General features: G+C 45.1%; 19 protein-coding genes and 1 pseudogene. 6 read left to right on the top strand and 14 right to left on the bottom strand.

What is annotated here, in order from left to right:
- Positions 1-162: 162 nt before the first annotated feature.
- Both LG211_RS08200 and LG211_RS08195 read right to left on the bottom strand, forming a co-directional pair.
- The gene (locus tag LG211_RS08200) at positions 163-339 is read right to left on the bottom strand and encodes a hypothetical protein (protein ID WP_227755107.1); all 177 of its coding nucleotides are present in this window, start codon (positions 337-339) and stop codon (positions 163-165) included.
- Positions 332-913, bottom strand: a complete 582-nt coding sequence (locus LG211_RS08195) for a PadR family transcriptional regulator (RefSeq protein WP_269477334.1) — start codon at positions 911-913, stop codon at positions 332-334. The genes LG211_RS08200 and LG211_RS08195 overlap by 8 nt, the downstream gene beginning before the upstream one ends.
- Before the next feature lie 123 nt (positions 914-1,036).
- On the opposite strand from LG211_RS08195, the gene LG211_RS08190 reads away from it, so the two are divergent.
- The gene (locus tag LG211_RS08190; protein WP_269477333.1) at positions 1,037-2,383 is read left to right on the top strand and encodes an MATE family efflux transporter; all 1,347 of its coding nucleotides are present in this window, start codon (positions 1,037-1,039) and stop codon (positions 2,381-2,383) included.
- A gap of 444 nt (positions 2,384-2,827) precedes the next feature.
- Here the strand turns inward: LG211_RS08190 and LG211_RS08185 are convergent, their stop codons facing one another.
- The 6 genes from LG211_RS08185 to LG211_RS20215 all read right to left on the bottom strand — a co-directional run bounded on the left by LG211_RS08185 (position 2,828) and on the right by LG211_RS20215 (position 5,790).
- Positions 2,828-3,400: a YdeI/OmpD-associated family protein gene (locus LG211_RS08185; RefSeq protein ID WP_148395310.1), complete on the bottom strand. Its 573-nt coding sequence runs from the start codon at positions 3,398-3,400 to the stop codon at positions 2,828-2,830.
- 63 nt (positions 3,401-3,463) lie between these two features.
- Positions 3,464-4,126 carry an SIMPL domain-containing protein gene (locus tag LG211_RS08180; protein ID WP_148395311.1) on the bottom strand — a complete coding sequence of 221 codons (663 nt, stop codon included), beginning with the start codon at positions 4,124-4,126 and terminating at the stop codon, positions 3,464-3,466.
- 272 nt (positions 4,127-4,398) lie between these two features.
- Positions 4,399-4,872 (bottom strand): GNAT family N-acetyltransferase, encoded by a 474-nt coding sequence (locus tag LG211_RS08175; RefSeq protein ID WP_227755105.1) that lies wholly within the window; start codon positions 4,870-4,872, stop codon positions 4,399-4,401.
- 5 nt (positions 4,873-4,877) lie between these two features.
- Positions 4,878-5,369, bottom strand: a complete 492-nt coding sequence (locus LG211_RS08170; protein ID WP_269477392.1) for a GNAT family N-acetyltransferase — start codon at positions 5,367-5,369, stop codon at positions 4,878-4,880.
- A complete protein-coding gene (gene rhuM, locus LG211_RS20220) occupies positions 5,369-5,647 on the bottom strand; it encodes a RhuM family protein (protein ID WP_465250791.1) in 279 nt (92 codons plus the stop codon). The genes LG211_RS08170 and rhuM overlap by 1 nt, the downstream gene beginning before the upstream one ends.
- A 17-nt stretch (positions 5,648-5,664) precedes the next feature.
- On the bottom strand, positions 5,665-5,790 hold the full coding sequence (locus LG211_RS20215) for a hypothetical protein (protein ID WP_465250790.1): 126 nt from the start codon (positions 5,788-5,790) through the stop codon (positions 5,665-5,667).
- A gap of 337 nt (positions 5,791-6,127) precedes the next feature.
- Here LG211_RS20215 and LG211_RS08160 point away from each other — a divergent pair, with 337 nt between their 5' ends.
- Both LG211_RS08160 and LG211_RS08155 read left to right on the top strand, forming a co-directional pair.
- Complete coding sequence (locus LG211_RS08160) at positions 6,128-7,786, top strand: APC family permease (RefSeq protein WP_148395313.1); 1,659 nt, start codon at positions 6,128-6,130, stop codon at positions 7,784-7,786.
- A gap of 231 nt (positions 7,787-8,017) precedes the next feature.
- Positions 8,018-10,069: an oxidoreductase gene (locus tag LG211_RS08155; protein WP_269477332.1), complete on the top strand. Its 2,052-nt coding sequence runs from the start codon at positions 8,018-8,020 to the stop codon at positions 10,067-10,069.
- 255 nt (positions 10,070-10,324) lie between these two features.
- Here the strand turns inward: LG211_RS08155 and LG211_RS08150 are convergent, their stop codons facing one another.
- The 4 genes and pseudogenes from LG211_RS08150 to LG211_RS08135 all read right to left on the bottom strand — a co-directional run bounded on the left by LG211_RS08150 (position 10,325) and on the right by LG211_RS08135 (position 14,223).
- On the bottom strand, positions 10,325-11,170 hold the full coding sequence (locus LG211_RS08150) for a hypothetical protein (protein ID WP_269477331.1): 846 nt from the start codon (positions 11,168-11,170) through the stop codon (positions 10,325-10,327).
- Positions 11,171-11,356: 186 nt separating this feature from the next.
- Positions 11,357-12,514 (bottom strand): 23S rRNA (uracil(1939)-C(5))-methyltransferase RlmD, encoded by a 1,158-nt coding sequence (gene rlmD, locus LG211_RS08145; protein ID WP_269477330.1) that lies wholly within the window; start codon positions 12,512-12,514, stop codon positions 11,357-11,359.
- Positions 12,515-12,607: 93 nt separating this feature from the next.
- A pseudogene (locus tag LG211_RS08140) lies at positions 12,608-13,154 on the bottom strand (tRNA guanosine(34) transglycosylase Tgt); the annotation flags it as partial.
- A 298-nt stretch (positions 13,155-13,452) separates the two neighbouring features.
- Entirely contained in the window at positions 13,453-14,223 is a 771-nt protein-coding gene (locus LG211_RS08135; protein ID WP_148395317.1) for a helix-turn-helix transcriptional regulator, read from the bottom strand.
- Between the two features lie 414 nt (positions 14,224-14,637).
- Between LG211_RS08135 and LG211_RS08130 the strand changes: the two genes are divergently transcribed.
- Complete coding sequence (locus LG211_RS08130; RefSeq protein WP_227755100.1) at positions 14,638-16,263, top strand: amidohydrolase; 1,626 nt, start codon at positions 14,638-14,640, stop codon at positions 16,261-16,263.
- Positions 16,263-17,612 (top strand): MATE family efflux transporter, encoded by a 1,350-nt coding sequence (locus tag LG211_RS08125; protein ID WP_148395319.1) that lies wholly within the window; start codon positions 16,263-16,265, stop codon positions 17,610-17,612. Before LG211_RS08130 ends, LG211_RS08125 begins: the two co-directional genes overlap by 1 nt.
- Positions 17,613-17,835: 223 nt before the next feature.
- Here the strand turns inward: LG211_RS08125 and tgt are convergent, their stop codons facing one another.
- On the bottom strand, positions 17,836-18,954 hold the full coding sequence (gene tgt / locus LG211_RS08120) for a tRNA guanosine(34) transglycosylase Tgt (protein WP_148395320.1): 1,119 nt from the start codon (positions 18,952-18,954) through the stop codon (positions 17,836-17,838).
- A 141-nt stretch (positions 18,955-19,095) separates the two neighbouring features.
- On the opposite strand from tgt, the gene LG211_RS08115 reads away from it, so the two are divergent.
- On the top strand, positions 19,096-19,923 hold the full coding sequence (locus tag LG211_RS08115) for an alpha/beta fold hydrolase (RefSeq protein ID WP_253019731.1): 828 nt from the start codon (positions 19,096-19,098) through the stop codon (positions 19,921-19,923).
- Positions 19,924-20,036: 113 nt separating this feature from the next.
- Here LG211_RS08115 and LG211_RS08110 read toward each other — a convergent pair whose 3' ends face one another.
- Positions 20,037-21,008 (bottom strand): YARHG domain-containing protein, encoded by a 972-nt coding sequence (locus tag LG211_RS08110; protein ID WP_227755097.1) that lies wholly within the window; start codon positions 21,006-21,008, stop codon positions 20,037-20,039.
- Positions 21,009-21,095 lie beyond the last annotated feature (87 nt).

The raw sequence follows: 21,095 nt of genomic DNA, 5'->3' as shown, positions 1-21,095 counted from the left end.
TGATCTTTTGCAGCCTTGGTACCCATACAGAACTATTGTAATGGATCAGGACCGGAAAATCAACTGCAATTTCCTATTGGGACGCTGCCCTTTTCTCTTTTGATCGCAAGCAAAATGAGCCTGCCGTTTTTATCCGGCGGACCCTCTTGCAGCATATTTTAACTAAATCAAATCCTTGCGTTCCGCGCGGTATACGGACAGTGCTGCAAACCCAAAGGGAAAACGGCTGGGAATATCAAGCTGTTTACCATTGTGAAATCGCCCACATTGGCTTGTTAAAAAATTTTTCAGTATGGTGCTGATTTCCATGTCGTCTCCTACCAATAAAATCTTATTCATTTGCAAAGCTTTCCTTTTTTGTTAAAACGTCCGTCTTTCGGCTCTGACCCGGCTGTTCGATTTTCAATGTGTCAATCCACGTTTCAATCGCCTGTGCCAGGGTATATTGCTGATGCAAAACGGCCATGCCGGTCGCTGGAATTTCCGGATCGTTTTCTTTTGCGGCAAGGTTTTCTTCCAGATATCCTTTTAACACTTTGATGTTGCTTCCGATCTCTTGCAGACATTCCGCCTGTTTTTCTTTTGGCAGACTTTCCAAGTTGACAATCACGGCATTGAAATCCAGAAACAAATGGATAGGCTTGCAGGAAATTTCCTTCATCAGCCGTTGAAATTGCTCATTCCCTTTTTCGGTCAACGAATAAATGGATTTCTCCGGCATCCGCCCTTCCTTTTCTATGCGGCTTTTGATGTACCCGTTTTCCTCCAGTTGTATGACTTTTTTATAAATGGAAGGCGTGCTGATCTTGACCCATTTTGAAATATTGCGATATTCCACTTGCTTCTGAAGGTCATATGCGCTTAACGGTTCTTTCTTTAACATTCCTAATACAATTAAATCAATGGTCGCCATAAAATTTTCCTCCTTGCGCTCTTGACAACTACTATAAATTATAGTAGTATTCTGTTTGCATTTCAACTAGTATAATTTATAGTAGTTGAAATTATACTTTTGTTTTGTGAAAGGAGACACATTATGAATGGTCCAAACAAAAAAATGGAGCTCTTGGGGACTGCTCCGATTCCCAAAGCGCTCCTGGCTATGGGGATCCCTACCATGATCGGTATGCTGGTCAACGCCCTCTATAATCTTGTAGATGCTTATTTTGTCAGCGGCCTGGGGGAAAGTCAGATGGGGGCTATTTCTGTCGTATATCCTCTGGGGCAGGTGATCGTAGGATTGGGGCTGCTGTTCGGAAACGGAGCTGCCTCTTATATTTCCAGGCTTTTGGGGTCGGGAAACTTAGAAAAAGCCAATAAAATTGCAAGCACCGCATTATACAGCAGTCTTTTCGCAGGAGCATTGGTCATCGCCTTGTCCGTTGTTTTCCTGCATCCGATTTTAAAACTGCTGGGCGCGACCCCGGGCATCCTGCCCTATGCGGCGACCTATGCCGGTATTTATCTCATTTCCTGCATCTTCAATGTATTCAACGTGACGATGAACAATATCGTCACCAGTGAAGGCGCTGCGAAAATCACCATGTGCGCTTTATTATTGGGCGCGGTCCTCAACATCGGATTGGATCCCCTGTTTATTTACACGTTGGACCTGGGCATTGCCGGAGCGGCAATTGCTACCGCAATCTCCCAAATCCTGTCTACATCGGTGTACCTGCTGTACATGTTCAGAAAGAAAAGCGTTTTTCTATTCAAAATCAAGGATTGTACTTATTCAAAAGAAATCATGTCCCAAATCTTTAAGATCGGAATCCCTACTCTCGTTTTCCAAGTATTGACGAGCCTTTCCATCTCTTTCATCAACAACGCCGCGGGGAATTACAGCGACGCTGTGATCGCGGCAATGGGCGTGGTGACCCGCCTTGTGTCCATAGGCAGCCTGACGGTCTTTGGCTTTATCAAAGGGTTTCAGCCGATCGCCGGCTACAGCTACGGGGCAAGAAAGTTTGACCGCCTGCATAAATCGATCCGCACTTCCATACTGTGGTCAACGATTTTCTGTGTTGTTTTGGGCTTGGTCTTAATACTGTTTTCTACCTCAATTCTCACCCAATTCACAACTGGTAATGTCGAAATGGTTGCTGTAGGGGCTAAGGCCCTGCGGGCAAATGGGATCACATTTATGCTTTTCGGGTTTTATACGGTGTATTCTTCTCTCTTCCTGGCCTTAGGCAAGGGAAAGGAAGGCTTTATCCTCGGCGCCTGCAGGCAGGGGCTCTGCTTCATTCCGGTTGTCCTCATCCTGCCGCTTTTTTGGGGCATCAACGGAATTTTATATGCCCAGCCCATTGCAGATGTCTTATCAGCTGTGATTGCTGTGTTTATGGCGGTTCATCTGCACAGACGGCTGGAGGTGTGTTGACGTGGATTGTGATTTTTTTCCGGATTGGTTTCGGGAAAAAAGCCTTAGATTTTTTGGAAATTTACCTTTTTTTCAACGGTTGCGCCCCCTTAATCTGATTTGAATCCGCTTTTTACATGCCTGGCACTCATTTTTCCAAGATGAGGCCTCGCAGCCCCGCATCTTTGCGTAAAAAATCTCGGATTTTTTTGAAGTTTACCGGATTTCGGCTTTTGCTGAAAGTCTGCGCCGCACTGCGCCAGGTATGGCAGACCGCTCCCGCAGCTTTGATAGATGGAAAACACGGTTTCTTTCAAAGAAGCCATGGCAAAACTCGGCATCTCCGAGACGGATCTTAACGAAGCGGAGGACGTGGAAGCAGGCGTTATTCCGGTGGAATCAAATTATCCTTAATTGCATCCAGAATTTTTAACCCCCTCGAATTCGAAGGGGTTAAAACCCGGATTATTCTAGCAGCCTTCCATTATCATTCCACTCTCCATACATGATTCCTTTTCTAGTATTTTCAATCAATTTTTTTAATCTACTCTGAAACAGCTCTGGCTGTTTCTTTTTGATTTGGATTGTATCGATTCGTACTCGTTGATATAACTGCGGAAATTTATTGAAGTTTTCCCAAACTACAGAATCACTTTTCAAAGCTTGCAAAAGCTCTTCATCAATCACAAACCCATTTGGTGACATGTCAGGCAATACCGCTCTACCTGCATCTGTCATTTTTCCTTTGCGTTCCAATCTTCTGCATCGTTCTTTATTCAGCTCTGACCATATGCTGCCCTTTCTTCGTGGGGCCAGTCTCTGTACAGTTATTCCGCTATCCATCTTTTTTGTTGTGCTATCGATCCAGCCAAAACACATGGCTTCCTCAACTGCGTCTATATACCAGAAAGTGCCATTATCAACCGGCCTTCCACGTTTCACTGCCACCCAGCATTCTTTTTCCTTGTCATGATTATCTTTTAGCCACTCTCGCAATTCATCGCGATTTTTAGCTGTAAGCAAATTCTTCAATTCCATACCAGTTCTCCAAATTCTTATTTGTCCAAATTGCTCTGAAGTTTAACTCAAAACTTCATATGCTCACTCAATCTCCCATACGAAGGTGGCCGTGTCACTCACATGAATGTCATCTGGCTCAATCTCGATTGAATTTTCCATCACAGGTGCTGCATCATACAAATACTCTTCTGCCAAACTATATCTGGTATTGGAGTAGATGTTCAGCTCACTCCAGTTATAATCAATCGAAAGGAGCTGCCCCAGTTTTACGCCGGATGCTTCACAGAGCAGTTCTGCCTTTCGCTTTGCATTGGAAGCCGCCTCACGCAGGAGATTCTCCTTTACTGCCGTAGCATCCTTTACGGTAAAGGAAATACTCAACTCTGGGTGTGCCAGACATTTTGCGATAGTTGCCAATGCCCGTGACAATTTCTTCATATCAAAATCAAACGAGAGCTTCAACTGGTGGCTGCATACGAAGCCGTTAAATACTTTTTGGTAGTTTCCCTGCTTATCTTTGTAACTGTCGTAATCTGTATCCACATGAAAATTCGTAGTCTTCACAGCATCTTTCTCCAAACCAATGGAAACAAGACTATCATTTAGCTGTATTAACTGCTCTGCTGCCTTATCCATTGCTTTATCGTATTCCTCATCCTTGGCTTTCAGTTTCATGGAAAGTACTACAAAGTCAGGTTTTGTTAATATTTTACCGACTCCTTTTACTGTAATTGTTCTTAACATATTCGCTCCTTCCATTATCATTCCACTCTCTATACATGATTCCTTCTCTAGTATTTTCAATCAAATTTTTCAATCTACTTTATCATAGTTATCGTTCGATAACGAATCTCACCGTTTCCTTCAATTGCTCACTAAATTCTTCAAGTTCCTCATAGGTGATCGCACCTTCATTTATGAGCGAAACAATGTTATAAACCAGCTTCGAACTATTAGTATAGGTCCACCAAATCCACTGAGCCTGCATGAGCTCAAATCACAAGCCGACTGTATGATCACAAACGGCAAAGCATGATATATTCTTCCTCATTTTCATCTACAATTTCAAATCCTATTTTTCGATACATGTTTACCGCATAATTTGCTTTCTGTACGGCAAGTGACGCTTGTTTGTACCCTCTGTCTTTCAAAATACGGAGCATTTCTTGCATCAAAGCAGCTCCAATGCCCAATCCTCGATATTCTTTATATAGGGAAATCGCAAAGGAAGGTGTCGCATCATCAATATGCCCATAATCATCCATAATACGGACCCAAACAGCACCTACCATTTTGGGGCCAACCTCCGCAACCAAACCTATATCGTCTTTTTTCTTCCCAAAGTCGGCTACATAAACCTGCAATTCCGGCTGATTGATAATTGATTTGGGCGGTGCGGGCACTCCCTCCGGCACAAAGATAGCTTCGTACAAAAAAATTTCAAGCAAACAATATTCTTCTTTTAAGATTTCTCTGATTATGTACTCCATAATTACTATCCCCCATAAATATATCGGATTTCGCGCAAATCTTTTCCGCCGATGTTATCGTTCAAATCGTCATCGGTTGCTGAAAACCCTTCTTTTTCGTAAAAATGTCTTGCCCCCAGGTTTTCTTCCAGAACCCACAAAAAAACATCTTTGTAGCCCTGTTTTTTCAATTCAGCAAGAGCAGATTCCAAAAGAGCCTTCCCGAAACCTTTTCCCATATAATCCGGCAATAAATAAATGGAAATGATTTCTCCCTGTCCATCAAACTGGTTAAAACGGGATTTACAAAAACTGCTTGTCCCCACGATGCTTCCATGATCGACACAAACCAGTGTGTTCCAATCCGGGTTTTCTAAAACCGTTGCCCAGCTTCCCTCCGGGATTGAATCAAGATAATCCTGCGGTATTATGCCTTTATACGCATGTTTCCAGCTTTCTTCATATACCCTGCTGATTGCCATTCTGTCATCTGCAGGCGTAATGTATCGAATTTCCACTATGCTCTCACCTCCGTAAATTGCCATTCAGATAGTTCTTTGCAACCGATTTTTCCTGACCATTTGCGGAAACGGACAGCGCGGTCATTGTTGACTTTAAAGCCGACAGCAATAATCATCTGAAGGCTGTAATGGATAACTTCACGATTTACCTGCCTTGAACCTTCGGTTTGAACTATCCGGAATTTCCGGATAGTTGCCTCTTCAGTAAGTTCACCATCCGAATATATTTTTTTGATATGTTCATTGATAGTCCTCACATTTACATCATACAGCACGGCCATCATCTTCTGCGTCAGCCATATATTTTCATCTTCGTAGCGCACTTCCCTACGTCAGCACGATCTCCAACTGCCGCAGCATAAGTCAGATATTCAGCCGCCGAGCTGTGTATCGTTATTTCATCTTTCTTCATTGACATGGTAATCCTCCAGTCTATAAACGTTTCTTAATATTAGCAGATGCTCTTTTAGCAGGAACTATGATAAAATGGCACCATTTTTCACTCCAATCTGTCAATAATATACCATCTTATCGAAATAAGATCAATTCGATCGGATGGCCCTGCCTGGTCCCACAAAGAAACGACTTTAAAGCCTGGCCTTCGAGATTAAGAAAATGTCTCAAAATGTATTGACACAGGCCCAAATAGATTCTATTATCGATATTAATAAACTATAGCGAAAAGTTCGAAAACACTTAGAAAGGGGGGCATGAACTGGTCGTAAGGAAAAGCTAATTTTTAAGGAGGAATTATTATGAAAGTTAAGTATGAAGGAGGTCAGGTGTTGACCGACGCCATGCCTGATCTGAAAAAAACGAAATTCTCGCTCGCAGGTATTGTCTTCTTTATTTTCTGCGCAGTAAGCGGCGGAGCTTTCGGTATCGAATCGATCATTCCGGCTTCCGGTCCCGGGCTGACGCTTGTTCTGTTAATCGTGATCCCGCTTATGTGGGCGCTGCCCATGGGACTTTACGTATCGGAACTGACAAATCTGGCGCCGGTGGATTCCGGTCCGTATGTATGGATGAAAATGGCCTTTGGTGAGTTCTGGGGCTTTGTTTTCGGTCTGTGGATGGCCGTTGCCTGGTATCTGACGGGGGCGTCATACATCGTTCTGGCGACGGATTACATAGGTATGTATGTGGACATGAGTCCTACGGTGGCGCTGATAGTAAAATTCGCAATTATTCTCGTATTTACAGTTGTCAATCTGCTGGGCCTTGAGGAAGTGAATGTTGTAAACACGATCTTCACCTTTATTATTCTGGCCGCCTTCCTGGCAGTAGGCATCGTGGGCTTGGCCAACTGGGAAAACAATCCATTCGACCCGTTCATGAACGTTGAATCGGGCGCGTTCTCCAGCCTTGGCGTGGGTATTGCCATCGGCGTATGGATGTTCTGCGGATACACTGCTATCGCCAATCTGGGCGGTGAGATCGAAAATCCCCGGATCATTCCTAAGGGTATGAAGCTGTGTATTCTAGTTATGGTAATCAGCTATATCCTGCCGACATTGGGCGGAATCGTATCCACAGGCCCGTGGTCTGAATGGGGCACCACCATCGACTATTCAACCGTGCTTCTTACCCATGTAGGAAAGTGGGCCGGAGTGGCATTTATGATTGTAGCCGTCATTTCACAGCTGGCCCTTGTTAACGCCACAACGGCGACTGCGGCCAGATCCTTTATGATCCTCGGTAAAGATCATCTGTGTCCCAAGTTCCTGTCGACGGTTTCCAAGAACCGTAAGGTTCCTATCTGGCCCATCATTATCCTTGCTGTTCTTAACGCGGTACTGGTAAATCTGGATTTTGAAATTCTGGTAATCATACTGTCACCGCTGCTTTTCGTATGCTATACAGGCTTCGCTGTGGCGTTCCTCAAGCTGAGGAAGCTGTATCCAGTGGAAAAAAGAGGCGACCTGTACTATGTTAAAGGCAAGCTTTCGCCCTATTATATTGTGATTGCGATGTTGATCATCGGCATCGTAGGTATCCTGATGAACGGAACGGAATACTTCCTGCTGGGATATGTTCTTATCCTGTTCGCTCTGCTGATGTATATCATCTGCAAGAAGGTATATGGAGGGCTTTCCGTGGAAAATCCTCTGCAGTACCCACTGAATCCGAAGACCGGCCTTGGCAAGGGCGATACCGTAAGAGTCGGAAGATTCTTCCTGATCTTCGGGGTTTTGGCTCTCGGCGGTTCCTTCTTCCTGAGATGGTATGAAGGAGACTGGGGTCACGATTATTACCTGGATCTGTACGGATCGGGCCTGATCAGCAACTGGGAGCTGATGATGACCATATTGACATGGCTGGGTGTTATCATGCTGGCCTTGAGTATTGTTCTTCACCTCGTCGGCAAGAAGGCTGACCCGATCCCGGATGATGAAGAATGCCGAGTAGCATAGTCTGATCCTTTCGGGATTGTTCCATAATGAGTACCGCCAGATAGTGTTTATCTGCTCGGTCTTGTTGGTTCTCATTATGGAACTTTTTTCTTTTATACCATTTTATATCGCTGCGAAAAGTAACAAACTACTTTCTGAATCCGAATAAATTTGATAGAATATATCATATAAGCAGCAGCTCTATGTTAATATTGACTAGTCGTTGTAACGTCCTATTAAAGGAGGGCAATCATGAAAAAGGACTATGAAGCTTTATTTACCCCGTGGCGCATCGGCGATTGTGAAATAAAAAACAGAATCGTCCAATGCTCCATGGGCGGAACTTCCATCTTCGGATGGATGGAGCCCAATCATTTTGATAAAGAAGCAGCCAATTTTCTGCTGGAGCGGGCCAAAGGCGACGCGGGCCTCATTCTGCCGGGAATCGCGCCGATTCGCGATACTTTCTTTGGCAAATGGCTCTACCAGGGAAAAGGGAAATTCAAGGAGTTAAAAGCGTTTATGGATGAGTTCCATAAAACCGGCTGCAAACTCTTTGTGCAGCTGACAGCCGGTTTTGGACGCTCCATGGCTGTAAACGAATTGATGGAAACGATCTATTGCAATAAGTTTCTAAGAACAATCGGAAAACCGATTATGAACGTTGAATATCTTTGTGCCAGCGCTTCCCCGAACCCGAACAGATGGAGCGATAAGGTTCCGTCAAGAGCGCTTACGGTGGAAGAGATTCATGAAATGGTCGAGGCCTTCGCCAAAACAGCCAAGCTCTGTAAAGAAGCCGGCGTGGATGGCATCGAAGTCCACGCGGTACATGAAGGCTACCTGCTGGACCAGTTTACGATGAAGTATTCCAACCAGAGAACAGACCAATATGGAGGTTCCTTTGAAAACCGATATCGTTTCCCGGTGGAGATCGTAAAAGCCATCAAAGCCGAATGCGGCAGCGATTTTCCAGTGTCGCTTAGATATTCTGTGGTTTCGAAAACAAAAGGTTTTCGGAAAGGGGCCCTTCCCGGTGAAGAATATGATGAGGTTGGGCGCGATATGGAAGAGTCGGAGCGGGCGGCAAAGTATCTGCAGGATGCGGGTTATGATATGCTCAACTGTGACAACGGTACATATGACGCTTGGTACTGGGCGCATCCGCCTGGTTACATGCCGGAAAACTGCAACCTGGAATATGTCAAGCACATCAAAGAGTTCGTCGATATTCCTGTCGTTTGCGCCGGAAAAATGACACCCGAGGCCGCCGCCAAAGCCATCGAAGAAGGCAGTATCGATGGTATGGGGGTCGCGCGCCAGTTCCTCGTTGATCCTAACTGGATCACAAAACTGATGGAGGACCGGGAAGAGGATATCAAACCTTGTATCAACTGCCATAATGCGTGCTTTACCATGGCCTCCTATGAGGGAGCGCCGAACGTTCAGGACATGGACGATACGCGGGGAATGGCGCGCTGCGCCTTGAATCCAAGGACCATGCAGTCGAAAAAGTACAAGATTGAAAAAACATCCCACCCGAAAAACATCGCCATTATCGGCGGAGGGATCGGCGGCATGGAATCGGCGCTCGTGTTAAAGGCCAGAGGCCATCATGTTACGATTTACGAAAAGAGCGGTGAACTGGGCGGCATCTTTATTCAGGCTGCAGCGCCATCGTTCAAGGAAAAGGATCGCGCTTTAATTGAATGGTATAAACGAGCGGTCGCAAAAGAAGGCATAGAAGTGAAATTTCATACCGAGGTGAACGATGTCAGCGGTTTGAACGCAGATGAAGTAATCATCGCAACCGGCTCCACCGCCAAGGTACCGCCGATCCAGGGCATCGAAAAGGCGATCAAAGCAACGGACTATCTGTCGGGGGCTAATGTGGGCGAAAACGTAGTGATCATCGGCGGCGGGCTGACCGGCTGCGAAATCGCATACGACCTGATCTTAAAAGGCAAAAAACCGTGTATCATTGAGAGCCTCAATGACCTGATCTGCGCAAAAGGCGTATGCCTTGCAAATTCGTCGTTTTTGAGAGAAATGATCGCTTACAAAAAAGCCCCTGTGCATCTCAACTCGACGGTCTGCGAAATCAAGGAGCATTCCGTCATCATCGAAAACAGCGATGGAAAGCTGAACGAAATCCAGGCGGATTCCGTGATTTATTCCGTTGGTTACACCCCAACGCCGCTCCATGAAAAAGCGAAAAACATTCACCTGGTTGGAGACTGCGACAATGTGGGCAATCTGAGGACCGTAATATGGAGAGCCTGGGATATTGGGATGAAATTGTAATTAGGCTGGGTCGGTTGCTGGCGATTTTGGCGGAGCCGCCTGCGGTGCGGGCAATGTGGGCGTTATTGGCAGGAGCCTAGAGCTGGCTAATTAAGGCGGGGCGAAAAGGCTCGTCAAAGTAGGAATGTGGTAAAAGGATATAAAAATTGGTTTTGCGATTTTTTATATCCTTTTTCAGTGGTTGGAGGCAGTACATTGGAGGTCGTTCTCAATTTCAAAGCAAATCTTATAAACAATGCGAGGTATTTTTATTTCTTAAAATATATCTTTAGCAAATTCGATTTTCTTAAATTCCAAATAGTTACTAATGTAATCGATTTTCATTAAATCTTTTATACGGATTCTTTCTGGTCGTGTTATTATCTTACTCAATTGTCTTCTTAATAATAAATAGTCATTTATTATATTTGCTACATATATAATTGCTGTCTCTACAGATATAATACTCAACATTAAAGAATCAATATAACTCGAGAAAACTATAGATTTTTTAACAGAATTATTGCTTAATCCAATGTAAAAGCTATGTGTACTATTTGACAATATATTAAAAATAGCTGATTCTAAGTCTTGACTAAAAATTCCAACTCTTTTCCTGTTATAAAACTGTTTCCCCGAAAGAATCATACTCTTTTCTTTATTGCTAGCCGTTGAATATATACTACTTTTTTTGATTTCTTCTATTACAAAACTTATATCCATAAGTCTCATTCTATAACTATCCATTGGAATATTTATTTTTTTATAAATGTCTTTAATATTTTTATTATAATTAAGGAGTTGTAGGTTGTATCTGAAGTTAACCTCTTCATCAGAAATACCTCTTTCTGAGATATAAAAGTATACATTAGCAGCATCCATTATATTTCGGGTCGCTGAAGCAATTAAAGCAATATCTAATTCTGAATACTCATTTTGACCAATATTAAATAATTTGATAATACTATTACAATGCAACAATACCTTTTCTACTACCTTTTCAGCTTGTGCAGATTTTATAGTTGTTGCCCTTTTACTTCCGGAAACTAAACTTACTTTTTTTCCGATATCGTAAAGTTCATTTAATTCCTTTAGTCTTATTCCGTATTGATTTTTCTCCATATTATTTTTCTCTCCATCTATTAGTATCAGTGATTGAGATATGACTTGACCATCGAAAAAAGTTCGGTTTTGCTCCATAGTTTCTTTTCACGAGATAAAACTGCTTCCCTATACTCACCCGGCGTCATCCCCGGCCCCACCCATATGGAAACTTATCCATTTCTATTCCTCTAGACATCCGTAAAATCAACCTCCCCGCACCACCAACGCCACACATTCTGTATGCCGCGTCCCAGCAAAATTATCAAACGGTTTCAAACTCCTAACCTCATACCCATAATACTGCAAATAATAAAGATTCTCCACCAGCGTCTTCGGATTGCAGGAAACATAAACCATCTGCTCAACCCCATAGCTGATAATCTTATCCAGCGCTTTGGGCGAAATCCCCATGCGCGGCGGATCCACCACGATCACATCGGGCTTTTCCGTTACCGTTTCCAACACCTCGAAAACATCGCCCGCGATAAACTGGCAGTTGTCCAGGCCATTGAGAGCGGCGTTGCTTTTAGCCGCCGCCACCGCTTCCTCCACCAGTTCCACGCCCACAGCCTTCCTGGCCTTTTTCGCCAGGGTCTGGGTAATGGTTCCCGTGCCGCAGAACAGGTCAAAAGCCACTTTGCCGCTGAAATCGTCGATCAGATTGATGGCATAGGAATAGAGATTCTCCACCGCTTCCACGTTGGTCTGGAAAAAGGAAAAGGCGCTGACCTTGAAATCCAGGTCCATGATCCGTTCCATATAATAATCACGGCCCCACAACGTTTTCAGCTCATCGCACTTAACCGCATCGGCCAGGCTATCGTTAAAGGTCCGCAGAATTCCAACTAAAGTATGCTCCAGCGGAAGCTGCTGCAAAGCTTTCACATACCCTTCCTCGTCAAAGCCAGGCTCCGTAGAAGTGACCAGGTTGACCAGCAGCTCGCCGGTATGCACGCCCCTGCGCACAATCAGATGGCGCAGCAGGCCCTTGTGGGATTTTTTATGGTAAAATGAATAGCCTTTCTCCTGGCAAAAGTCCAAGGTGGCCCGCAAAACCCGATTAAAATCTTCGTGAACCAGCTGACACTGATCCACAGTAACGATGGACATAAAATGCTTTTTGCGATGCATGCCCAGGGTCATATCGCCGCCTTTCTCCATATCGCCGAAGGTATATTCCATCTTATTGCGATAGCGGTACTGGCTGGGCGCAGGCTCGATGGGAAGGATTTCCCCGCAGGCAATGCCCTTTTTTTCAAGAAGGTTGAGGACCTCCTGTTCCTTGATTTTCAACTGTTCCGCATAAGGCGTCCCCTGATAAATGCATCCGCCGCAGAACTCATCGTGTTTACATACTTCCATAAAATACCTCTCCTTAGTTAAAATGCTCTGTACTTATCATAAAACTCTTTTTTATATTCTAGAAAACGGTCTTCCTCAATGGCTTTGCGAATGTCCATGGCTGGCAATTCTGGTCGGCTGTACGCAGTCAAACATATCGACGCCCCGCTTCACTCCTTCAAACAAGTAATCAGGTTCCCGACTCTCATCAAATATCGGGGCTTGTCCGCCGGCAGATGGTCGACGCAGTCATCCAAAACCTTGCACATCAACTCCTTTAGCTCTCCCACACTGAGACCGCCGACGGCATACCCAGCAAATTCAATTCGACAACCTCTTCGGCAGACTGTTTGCACAGGTCCTTATTCATGCCTCCCTGCATGATGCCAAAGAGCGCCTGAGCTTCCGTATCCTTCCAAGCCGCCTTACAGCACTTGAGCCACCTGGTGGTTCGCTCCAGCGAATCCTTTACATAGCTGCGGTCAGCCGGATAAGGAGCGCATTCATCAAAAGCCATCATAATGTCCGATCCCAGCGCCGTCTGTACTTCGATGGATTTTTCCGGCGAAAGCATGTGTTTGGAACCGTCGATGTGGGAGCGGAACTCCACGCCTTCTTTGGTGATCTTGCGCAGATCGCCCAGGCTGAGTACCTGGAATCCGTCGTTCCCACCGGCATAAAAACAGGAGTTTCAATAGTTCCGTGGGGCGCTTTTCCCCCTCCTTGCCTTGAATCGAGGGTGGTTTTTTGTTAATTCATAGGTTACCGCTGTCCGCAGTAAAATACACAAAGGGAAACTGAGTCGCCGCCAAAATGGACGAGCTGGAATTACACCTGCCCATCTTCATCGACACTTTAGTGACCTGCACCGCTTCCATGGTATATGTAGGCCGCATTCCATGAAGATACATGTTTACATAGTGAAATATCTCTAATACAATCGTTCTTTGCATTTTGGATCAGAAGAATTTACACGAATGCAGAAGCTTATAAAGTTCCCATTTACCGGAAATATGCAGCTTTTTATACAGATTGCTTTTATGCTTTTTTAAAGTATGCAAACTGATACACAGTTTCTCTATGATTTCTTCCGTCGGCACTTCCGCCAGAAGAAGTTTTAAAATTTCATTCTCCCGATGAGTCAACCCATATTCTGCCGCAAGCATTTCCACAGAAGCAGCCATGCCTTCCCCGTAATTTTTTTCTATCTCCTTATACAGCCTAAAAGACAGGTGGTTTTTTAATTGATCCAGCATGTACATTTCTTTGTCCGAAAAATCAGGGGTTCCTTTCATTCTGTAAATGGACACCACTCCTAAAAATTCTTCTCTATGAGCAAGACTTATCTGTGCGGAGTAATGAATATTCGCACCGCTGTAAACCTCTTTAAAAAATTTTGTATTGGTTCGGGTTTCTTCTGAAAGCAGATCCGTCTCACGATATGTCATACTTTCCTTTGCAAAGAAAATCCACCGGCTGTAATCATCATGCTTAAACCGTTCCAGATAATTAGATAGTATCTCCACATCTCCGCCGTTTACGGTAACCGGACGTTCTAATTTATACTCCCCCGTATTTGAAGAAAGAACAAAGGTTGCGATTCCATATGGAATCAGAACTTGCAGCAGCTTTAAAAAAGCCAATCGCATTTCATCTAAATCCTCCATCGTATGGATCATATAGATAATCCGACTGATGATTCCCAATTCATTTTTTTCGATGTATTCCATAAGCGCCCTCACATGGGTTCCATTTAACGGAAGCTTCCTATCATTTTTTCGCAACGACGAAAAAATTTCACGATATTCAACTTTGCGGCAACGCCGTACTCAATGGAGAATATCGTATAACTTGCGAGCCGTGTCGAGTAAGTTTCAGTATTTTTTACCCTGCGGCAACGCCGTACACATGGTAAAAATACTATCCCTATTTTATCACAGAAGAGTGGAGTACGAAAGGAAATCTAAAGGTATCAGGTGGAATAAAAATACTGCCTGGTAGTAGTTCTTCTGGGAATAGGGTAAAAAAATAACCCCTGCCGCTAATTGAATCTCAAGTTTTCGAAAGGTATATTTAGGTTAGATAATTATCAGAAAATTAAATAAATGTTCCGGAACATCTCAAAAAAGGAGATGAGAGACTCAATGAAAACAGTTGACTTAATCATTAAAAGTAAGGCAGTATATACAGGTACGGCGGCAACACCGCAAGAGGCCTGTATTGTAATCAGGGATGGCATCATTATCGACGTCTGCACTATATCAGAGGGCGACCAATACCAATGTTCTCCCGACCACGTATTTGTTTTTAACGAAGGGATGGTGCTTCCAGGTTTTATCGATGCTCATACCCATATACTGGCAACGGCCGCTTCAGAGGGGGTTATGCGGGTAGATCTATCTAACGCAACCTCTGAGCAAAACTGTATCCAACTGATCCAAGAGCATCTACAAAAAAACCCAGGGCTTTCCTGTGTCGTAGGTGGCGGTTGGTTTGTCAGCGGCTGGGATATCGAAGCCCTGCCGGATCGAAAAATGCTGGATTTGTATTTCCCTGATATTCCCGTTTATCTTTCTTCCTCGGACGGCCACACCAGTTGGCTCAACGGAAAAGCTTTGGAACTATGCGGGATTACAAGGAATACTACAGTAAAATTCGGCGAAGTACAAAAGGATGAAAATGGCGAGCCCACCGGTATTTTATGCGATATTGCGGCGATTTCACTGATTTCAAAAGAAACGGCCAGACCTTCACCTGACGCAATTCAAAGAAACTTACAATATTTTTCAAGCAAAGGCGTCACTTCCATAGCAGATGTTTCTGCAAATCCGATCCTTGAAGAAGAACCTGTGGAATACGCGCCTTTGCTGCAGCTGAAGAAAGAATCCAAGCTGACAGCCCGCCTTCATTTATATCCAAGTTTGGGAGACGACGGTGACTTTTCCATAGCGAAGCAGCTTTTGAAAAAATACTGCTACGATGACCTACAAATCTCAGGGCTGAAGCAGTTTATCGATGGTACCACCAGCGCATATTCGGCTGCATTAACGGAGGAATATACAGATAAACCAGGCGAATTCGGCTGTGTGAATTATCCCCCGCAGTTCTACAAGGAACTGGTACGGGCGGCAAATCAACAGGGCTTTGGTGTAAAGCTCCATGCCATCGGTGACCGCGCCGTTGGCATCGCTTTGGACGCTTACCAATACGCAAGGGAGGCAAGCAGCCCCCCTGCTATACGAAATTGCATCGAGCACATCGAAAACGCGCTTCCGTCTGATCTGTGTCGCTTTTCGAAAAATGGCGTGATCGCCTCTATGCAGCCCTTCCATTTATCTCTGGATCGTATGGAAAAGCTGGTGCGGCTGGGCGTTGAACGCGCAAAAACAGTATGGCCATTCCGGAAACTGCTCGATTATGGGACAGTTCTTGCGTTTGGCTCCGACTTTCCTGTGGCAGACTGTAATCCGCTTGAGGGCATCTATGCAGCCGTAACCCGCGCCCTTCCCGATGGTGCCCCTGCAACCACGTGTCCGGAAGAAAGAATAACGCTTAAAGAAGCAATCGACAGTTTTACGAAAGGGGGCGCTTATTCCTTGGGCAGAGAGCAGGAGCTTGGAACCATCGAATCTGGAAAACTGGCCGACATCGTTGTTTTAGATAAAAATCTGTTTTCTATAAATACTGCACAGATATTAGATACTTCCCCGCTCATGACGATTATGAATGGGCGAATCGTCTATCATGTAAATCAAAAGGAGGTCGAATAATGAACCCTATTATTGAAAACGAATTTGGCACAAAAAAAATCACCCCTTTATTCTGGAAATACTCTCTTCTGGCCTTAGCAGGTCAACTTTTTCAATCCTGTTCATTGATTGCAGACGGAATTTTTATCGGCAATGGCATTGGCGGGATAGGGCTTGCCGCATTTGGCATTATTGCTCCCTTCCTGACCTTCTTTGCCGCAATGTCGGGGCTGTTTACAACCGGTGCCGCCACAATGGCCGCCACACAGCTTGGCTCAGGCGATAAAGAAGGCGCCCGTCAGGTTTACGGAACAACGGTTGCGGCTGTCATTCTCTTCTCTGTACTTTTCTCCGTAATGGCAATTATTTTTAGAGAGCCATTGCTCACTGCATTTGGCGCGACAGAAAGCATATTGCCTTTCGCAAAAGAATATCTGCTGATCTGGCTGATTGGATTCCCCTTCTGTATGCTGGGCGGCCTGGCGTACGCGTTTACCCGTATTGAAGAAAAGCCGGGAATCGCCGCACTGGGATATATGCTTCCAATTATACTGACGATTCCATTGGAATTCTTTCTGATTTTTAAGTTAAAAATTGGAATGGCCGGAGCGGCGCTCCCGTGGATTATTTCTGTAGGGTTCTCCTCCGTCTTACTTCTTTATCTTCAGGCAAAAGGAAAGGTATTCCGAATCAAAGCGTCTGATTTCAAGCTGGACTTTAAGCTGCTTGGAAAAAGCTTAAAAATAGGCTTTGCCACCTTTGTAATCCAGATCTGTACAACAATTGCTACCATTATTATCAATAACCAGATCGTTGCATTCGGCGGTGGCGAATTGGAAATAGGCGCTTTCGGCATTATCAATGGATATATTGCCTTTTTAGTTATGCTGGTATGCAACTCCTTTGTCTCCGGTCTGCAGCCTATCGTAAGCTTTAACAGGGGCGCAGGCTACATGCAGCGTGTAGCAAAAACAATTAAAACCGCCATATTGCAGGGCGGTCTTGCGATCGTGACAGTGGTAGCTTTGGTGCTGTTGTTTATTGAGCCTATCTCCGGTATCTTTGCAGGAACTGACCAAGAGTTGGCCCGCACCTGCATGGATATTTCCAAAATCTTCTTGCTTATGTACGCCTTTGGAACCATGTCCATGCTTGTATCTGGATATTACGTAGCTGTTGAAAAAGTAGGCCTGTCTATTCTGACTGCTGTTTCAAGGATCATTCTATTTGCAGTGCCGCTTCTCTTCATTTTGCCGCACTTTTGGGGGATCCAAGGGATTTGGATAGCACAGCCAAGTGCAGATATTCTCGCATTTGCACTGTCGACTATGCTGATCCTAAGAGAATATCACCTCTTGAAACAGCAGTAGATGTTCTTCGAAAAATGCGACCTGATGCAGCGCAAAAAAATACCTGCGGTTAGACACTGTTAAATGTTCCCGTATCGCATTCTATCCTTCAAATTCCATATGTTATTATGGCAATATAATGGGGCCTGGCTAATTATTTAAAACTACGCCAAGCCTCATTATTTTTCAGATAAATTTCTTCTTTAAGATCTCCATCAAATACCTCTCCTTTAACTAAAATTAATTAAAATGTCCCATACTTATCATAAAACTCTTTTTTATATTCCAGAAAACGATCTTCCTCAATGGCTTTGCGAATGTTTTTCATCAAATTGACCAGGAAATGCAGGTTGTGGTTGGAAAGCAGCATGGAAGACAGCATCTCATTGCACTTGAACAGATGGCGCAGATAGGCCCGGGAATAATTCCGGCAGGTGTAGCAATCGCACTGATGATCCAGCGGGCTGAAATCCCGTTCATATTGGGCGTTTTTAATATTCACCTTTCCGGCCGAAGTCATGGCCATTCCATGGCGGGCGATTCTGGTCGGCAGCACGCAGTCAAACATATCGACGCCCCGCTCCACCCCTTCAAACAGGTAGTCCGGCGTACCGACTCCCATTAAATACCGGGGCTTGTCCGCCGGCAGATGATCGACACAATCGTCCAAAACCTCGCACATCAAATCCTTGGGTTCTCCCACGCTGAGGCCGCCGATGGCATAGCCGGGCAAATCCAGCTCTACAATCTCTTCGGCGGACTGTTTGCGCAGGTCCTTATACATGCCGCCCTGCATGATGCCAAAGAGCGCTTGGTGTTCCGTATCCTTCCAAGCCGCCTTGCAGCGCTTGAGCCACCTGGTGGTTCGCTCCAGCGAATCCTTCACATAGCTGCGGTCAGCCGGATAAGGCGCGCACTCGTCAAAAGCCATCATAATGTCCGATCCCAGCGCCGTCTGCACCTCGATGGATTTCTCAGGCGAAAGCATGTGTTTGGAACCGTCGATGTGTGAGCGGAACTCCACGCCTTCCTCGGTAATCTTGCGCAAATCGCCCAGGCTGAACACCTGAAAGCCGCCGCTGTCCGTAAGGATCGGCCTGTCCCAATTCATAAATTTATGAAGGCCTCCCGCCTCCCGCACAATATCGTGTCCCGGACGCAGATATAAATGATAGGTGTTGGACAAGATGATCTCCGCACCCAGTTCTTTCACTTCTTCCGGGCGCATGGCTTTTACCGTAGCCGCCGTTCCCACCGGCATGAAAACCGGAGTTTCAATGGTTCCGTGGGGCGCTGTCACCCTCCCCCGTCTTGCCTTGGATCGAGGGTCGGTCTTTATTAGTTCATAGGTTACTGCTGTCATAGGTTCTCCTTTTATCCTTCGTGTTTTTCTCTGCTTTATCAGCCATATTATCATACCACACCCAATTTACTTTTTAAACCGCCAGGTATATAATTATTGGAAAGAGCTGCTGCAAATGATACCCAAAAAGGAGGAATGAGAATGGCTTATTTTACCACGAGCGATCAGTGCAAACTGTACTATGAAGAACATGGAAGCGGCGAACCTTTGATTTTTATCCATGGCTGGTCCTGCAACCACAAATTTTTCAAATATCAAGTGGATGAATTCGCAAAAAACTACCGGGTCATCTTGTATGATCTTCGAGGCCATGGTCAGTCCGATCGTTCCCAGATTACAGAGCGGGGTATGAATCTCAACCGTTTCGCTTCCGATCTTCACGAGCTGATCGAACATCTGGGCCTGGATCAAGTGTCTGTCGTCGGCTGGTCTATGGGAACCAGTACCTTGCTGGCCTATGCGAGAGAATTCAAGTGTCAGTACATAAAAAAGATGTGCTTTATCGACATGACACCAAAACTTTTGAATGACCCCCAATGGAAGCTGGGTCAGAGCTGCACCTTTGACATTGTGCAAAATCTCCAATTCATGGCCGCCATTGCGGTCAGCTGGGAATTCGCCGCAAAGCTGTTCATTCCCAATGTTTTCGCAAAAGACTATGACCAGGAATCGGAAGAGTTCCAGTGGGTCTTTAAAGAAGCGCTGGACAATACGCCCCACTGCATGATGAACATGTGGATCGCCATGGCGATTGAGGATTTCCGCCCGGTCCTGCCGACCATCAAAGTGCCGGTACTTTTAGCTTACAGCGGAGACGGTCTGATTTACGGCCCGTCCCATGGCGAATATATGAAAGAGCATCTGGGCACAGACAGCAAACTGGTCATCTTCCCCGGCTGCGGACACGGTCTTTTCCTCGAGGATCCGCAAAAATTCAACAGTGAACTGAAGGACTTCCTGGAAGACTGATTTGATAAGTTTCGCCCATAAAAAAACGAACACAGAAAAAGTGTCGCCCCGGCAGTATCCGCATTGGAAAGCGGATGCACATTCATAGCCGCAGTGACACTTTTTCATTTGTTTTATTCTTTGCTTTTAATCAGCTCCACATTTTTAATCTCAATGTCGCTCAGATAGCCGCCTTGATCAAAGGTCTGAGGATCCACTGTTCCCTCATACCAGTCTTTACCTTCAAAATAAGCCGCCAGCTGAGAGTCATTGAAAATCCGTCCATGCCTTGCCATGATTTCATTTCTCGCGATCCGCAGCTCCTCGGATGTCAGCCCCTGCAGATCTTCTTCTGTCAAAAGCTCTTCTGAGCTATTGGGAATTATGTAATCTTCATTGGCCTGCTTGGTGGTTTCTTCCGTGGCCTGGGTCGATTCTTCAGTAGCCAGCGTTTCCTCGTCTGTGATGCTGTTTTTCACCTTGACCACTTCATAATGGCGGGTTTCTGCCTCATTTATGATACTCTTCCATTCAATATCCCTGCCTTTGAAAGTGAGTACCCCGTTTCCGCTGTTGCCGGCTCCATCGTTGGAAAAGGTATAATAGGCTTCCCCGTCTTTTATAGTTGCGCCGATATCTTTGACTACGATGCTGTTGTAAGCGGCTCCTCCGTCATAAAAGCTCAGGGAAATCCGCATCGTTCCTCCATTGACGTCAGTAATTTCCAGTCGAACGCCGCCAGAGCTTTCAATATCGTCGGTCCCACGCTCCTGCCAGACACCAATATAATCATTATACTTAATGGAATCCGGATCTTGAAAGACCGAACTCTGTAGGAGTACAACGACTACTACGATTACCAATACTACTGCAAAGCCGATTTTGAGATACTTGGTCGGAATGGGGAATTCCTTTTCCCGCTCCGACCTCAGCTTAAAATCATATTCTTTTTCCTGAGGCGTCGGTGCTGGCGGCGGCCCCTGCATGGGCGGCTCTTCCTTCACGGCTTCTTCTTTTACCAGCTTTTTCTGTTTGACCGGAGCGCCGCAATATTTACAGAAATGACTGCGATTACTAATCTTCTTAAAACAATTTTTACAAAACATGACTTACTCCTGGTTTATATAAAGACTGCATCGCTGCAAAAGCTGCGATGCATGAAAATTTCTACGGTTCGATTATACATGAACAGA

It is taken from the genome of Hominibacterium faecale (genome assembly GCF_020734085.1).
Lineage (GTDB): Bacteria > Bacillota > Clostridia > Peptostreptococcales > Anaerovoracaceae > Hominibacterium > Hominibacterium faecale.
This window is presented reverse-complemented; position numbering and strand designations above follow the sequence as displayed.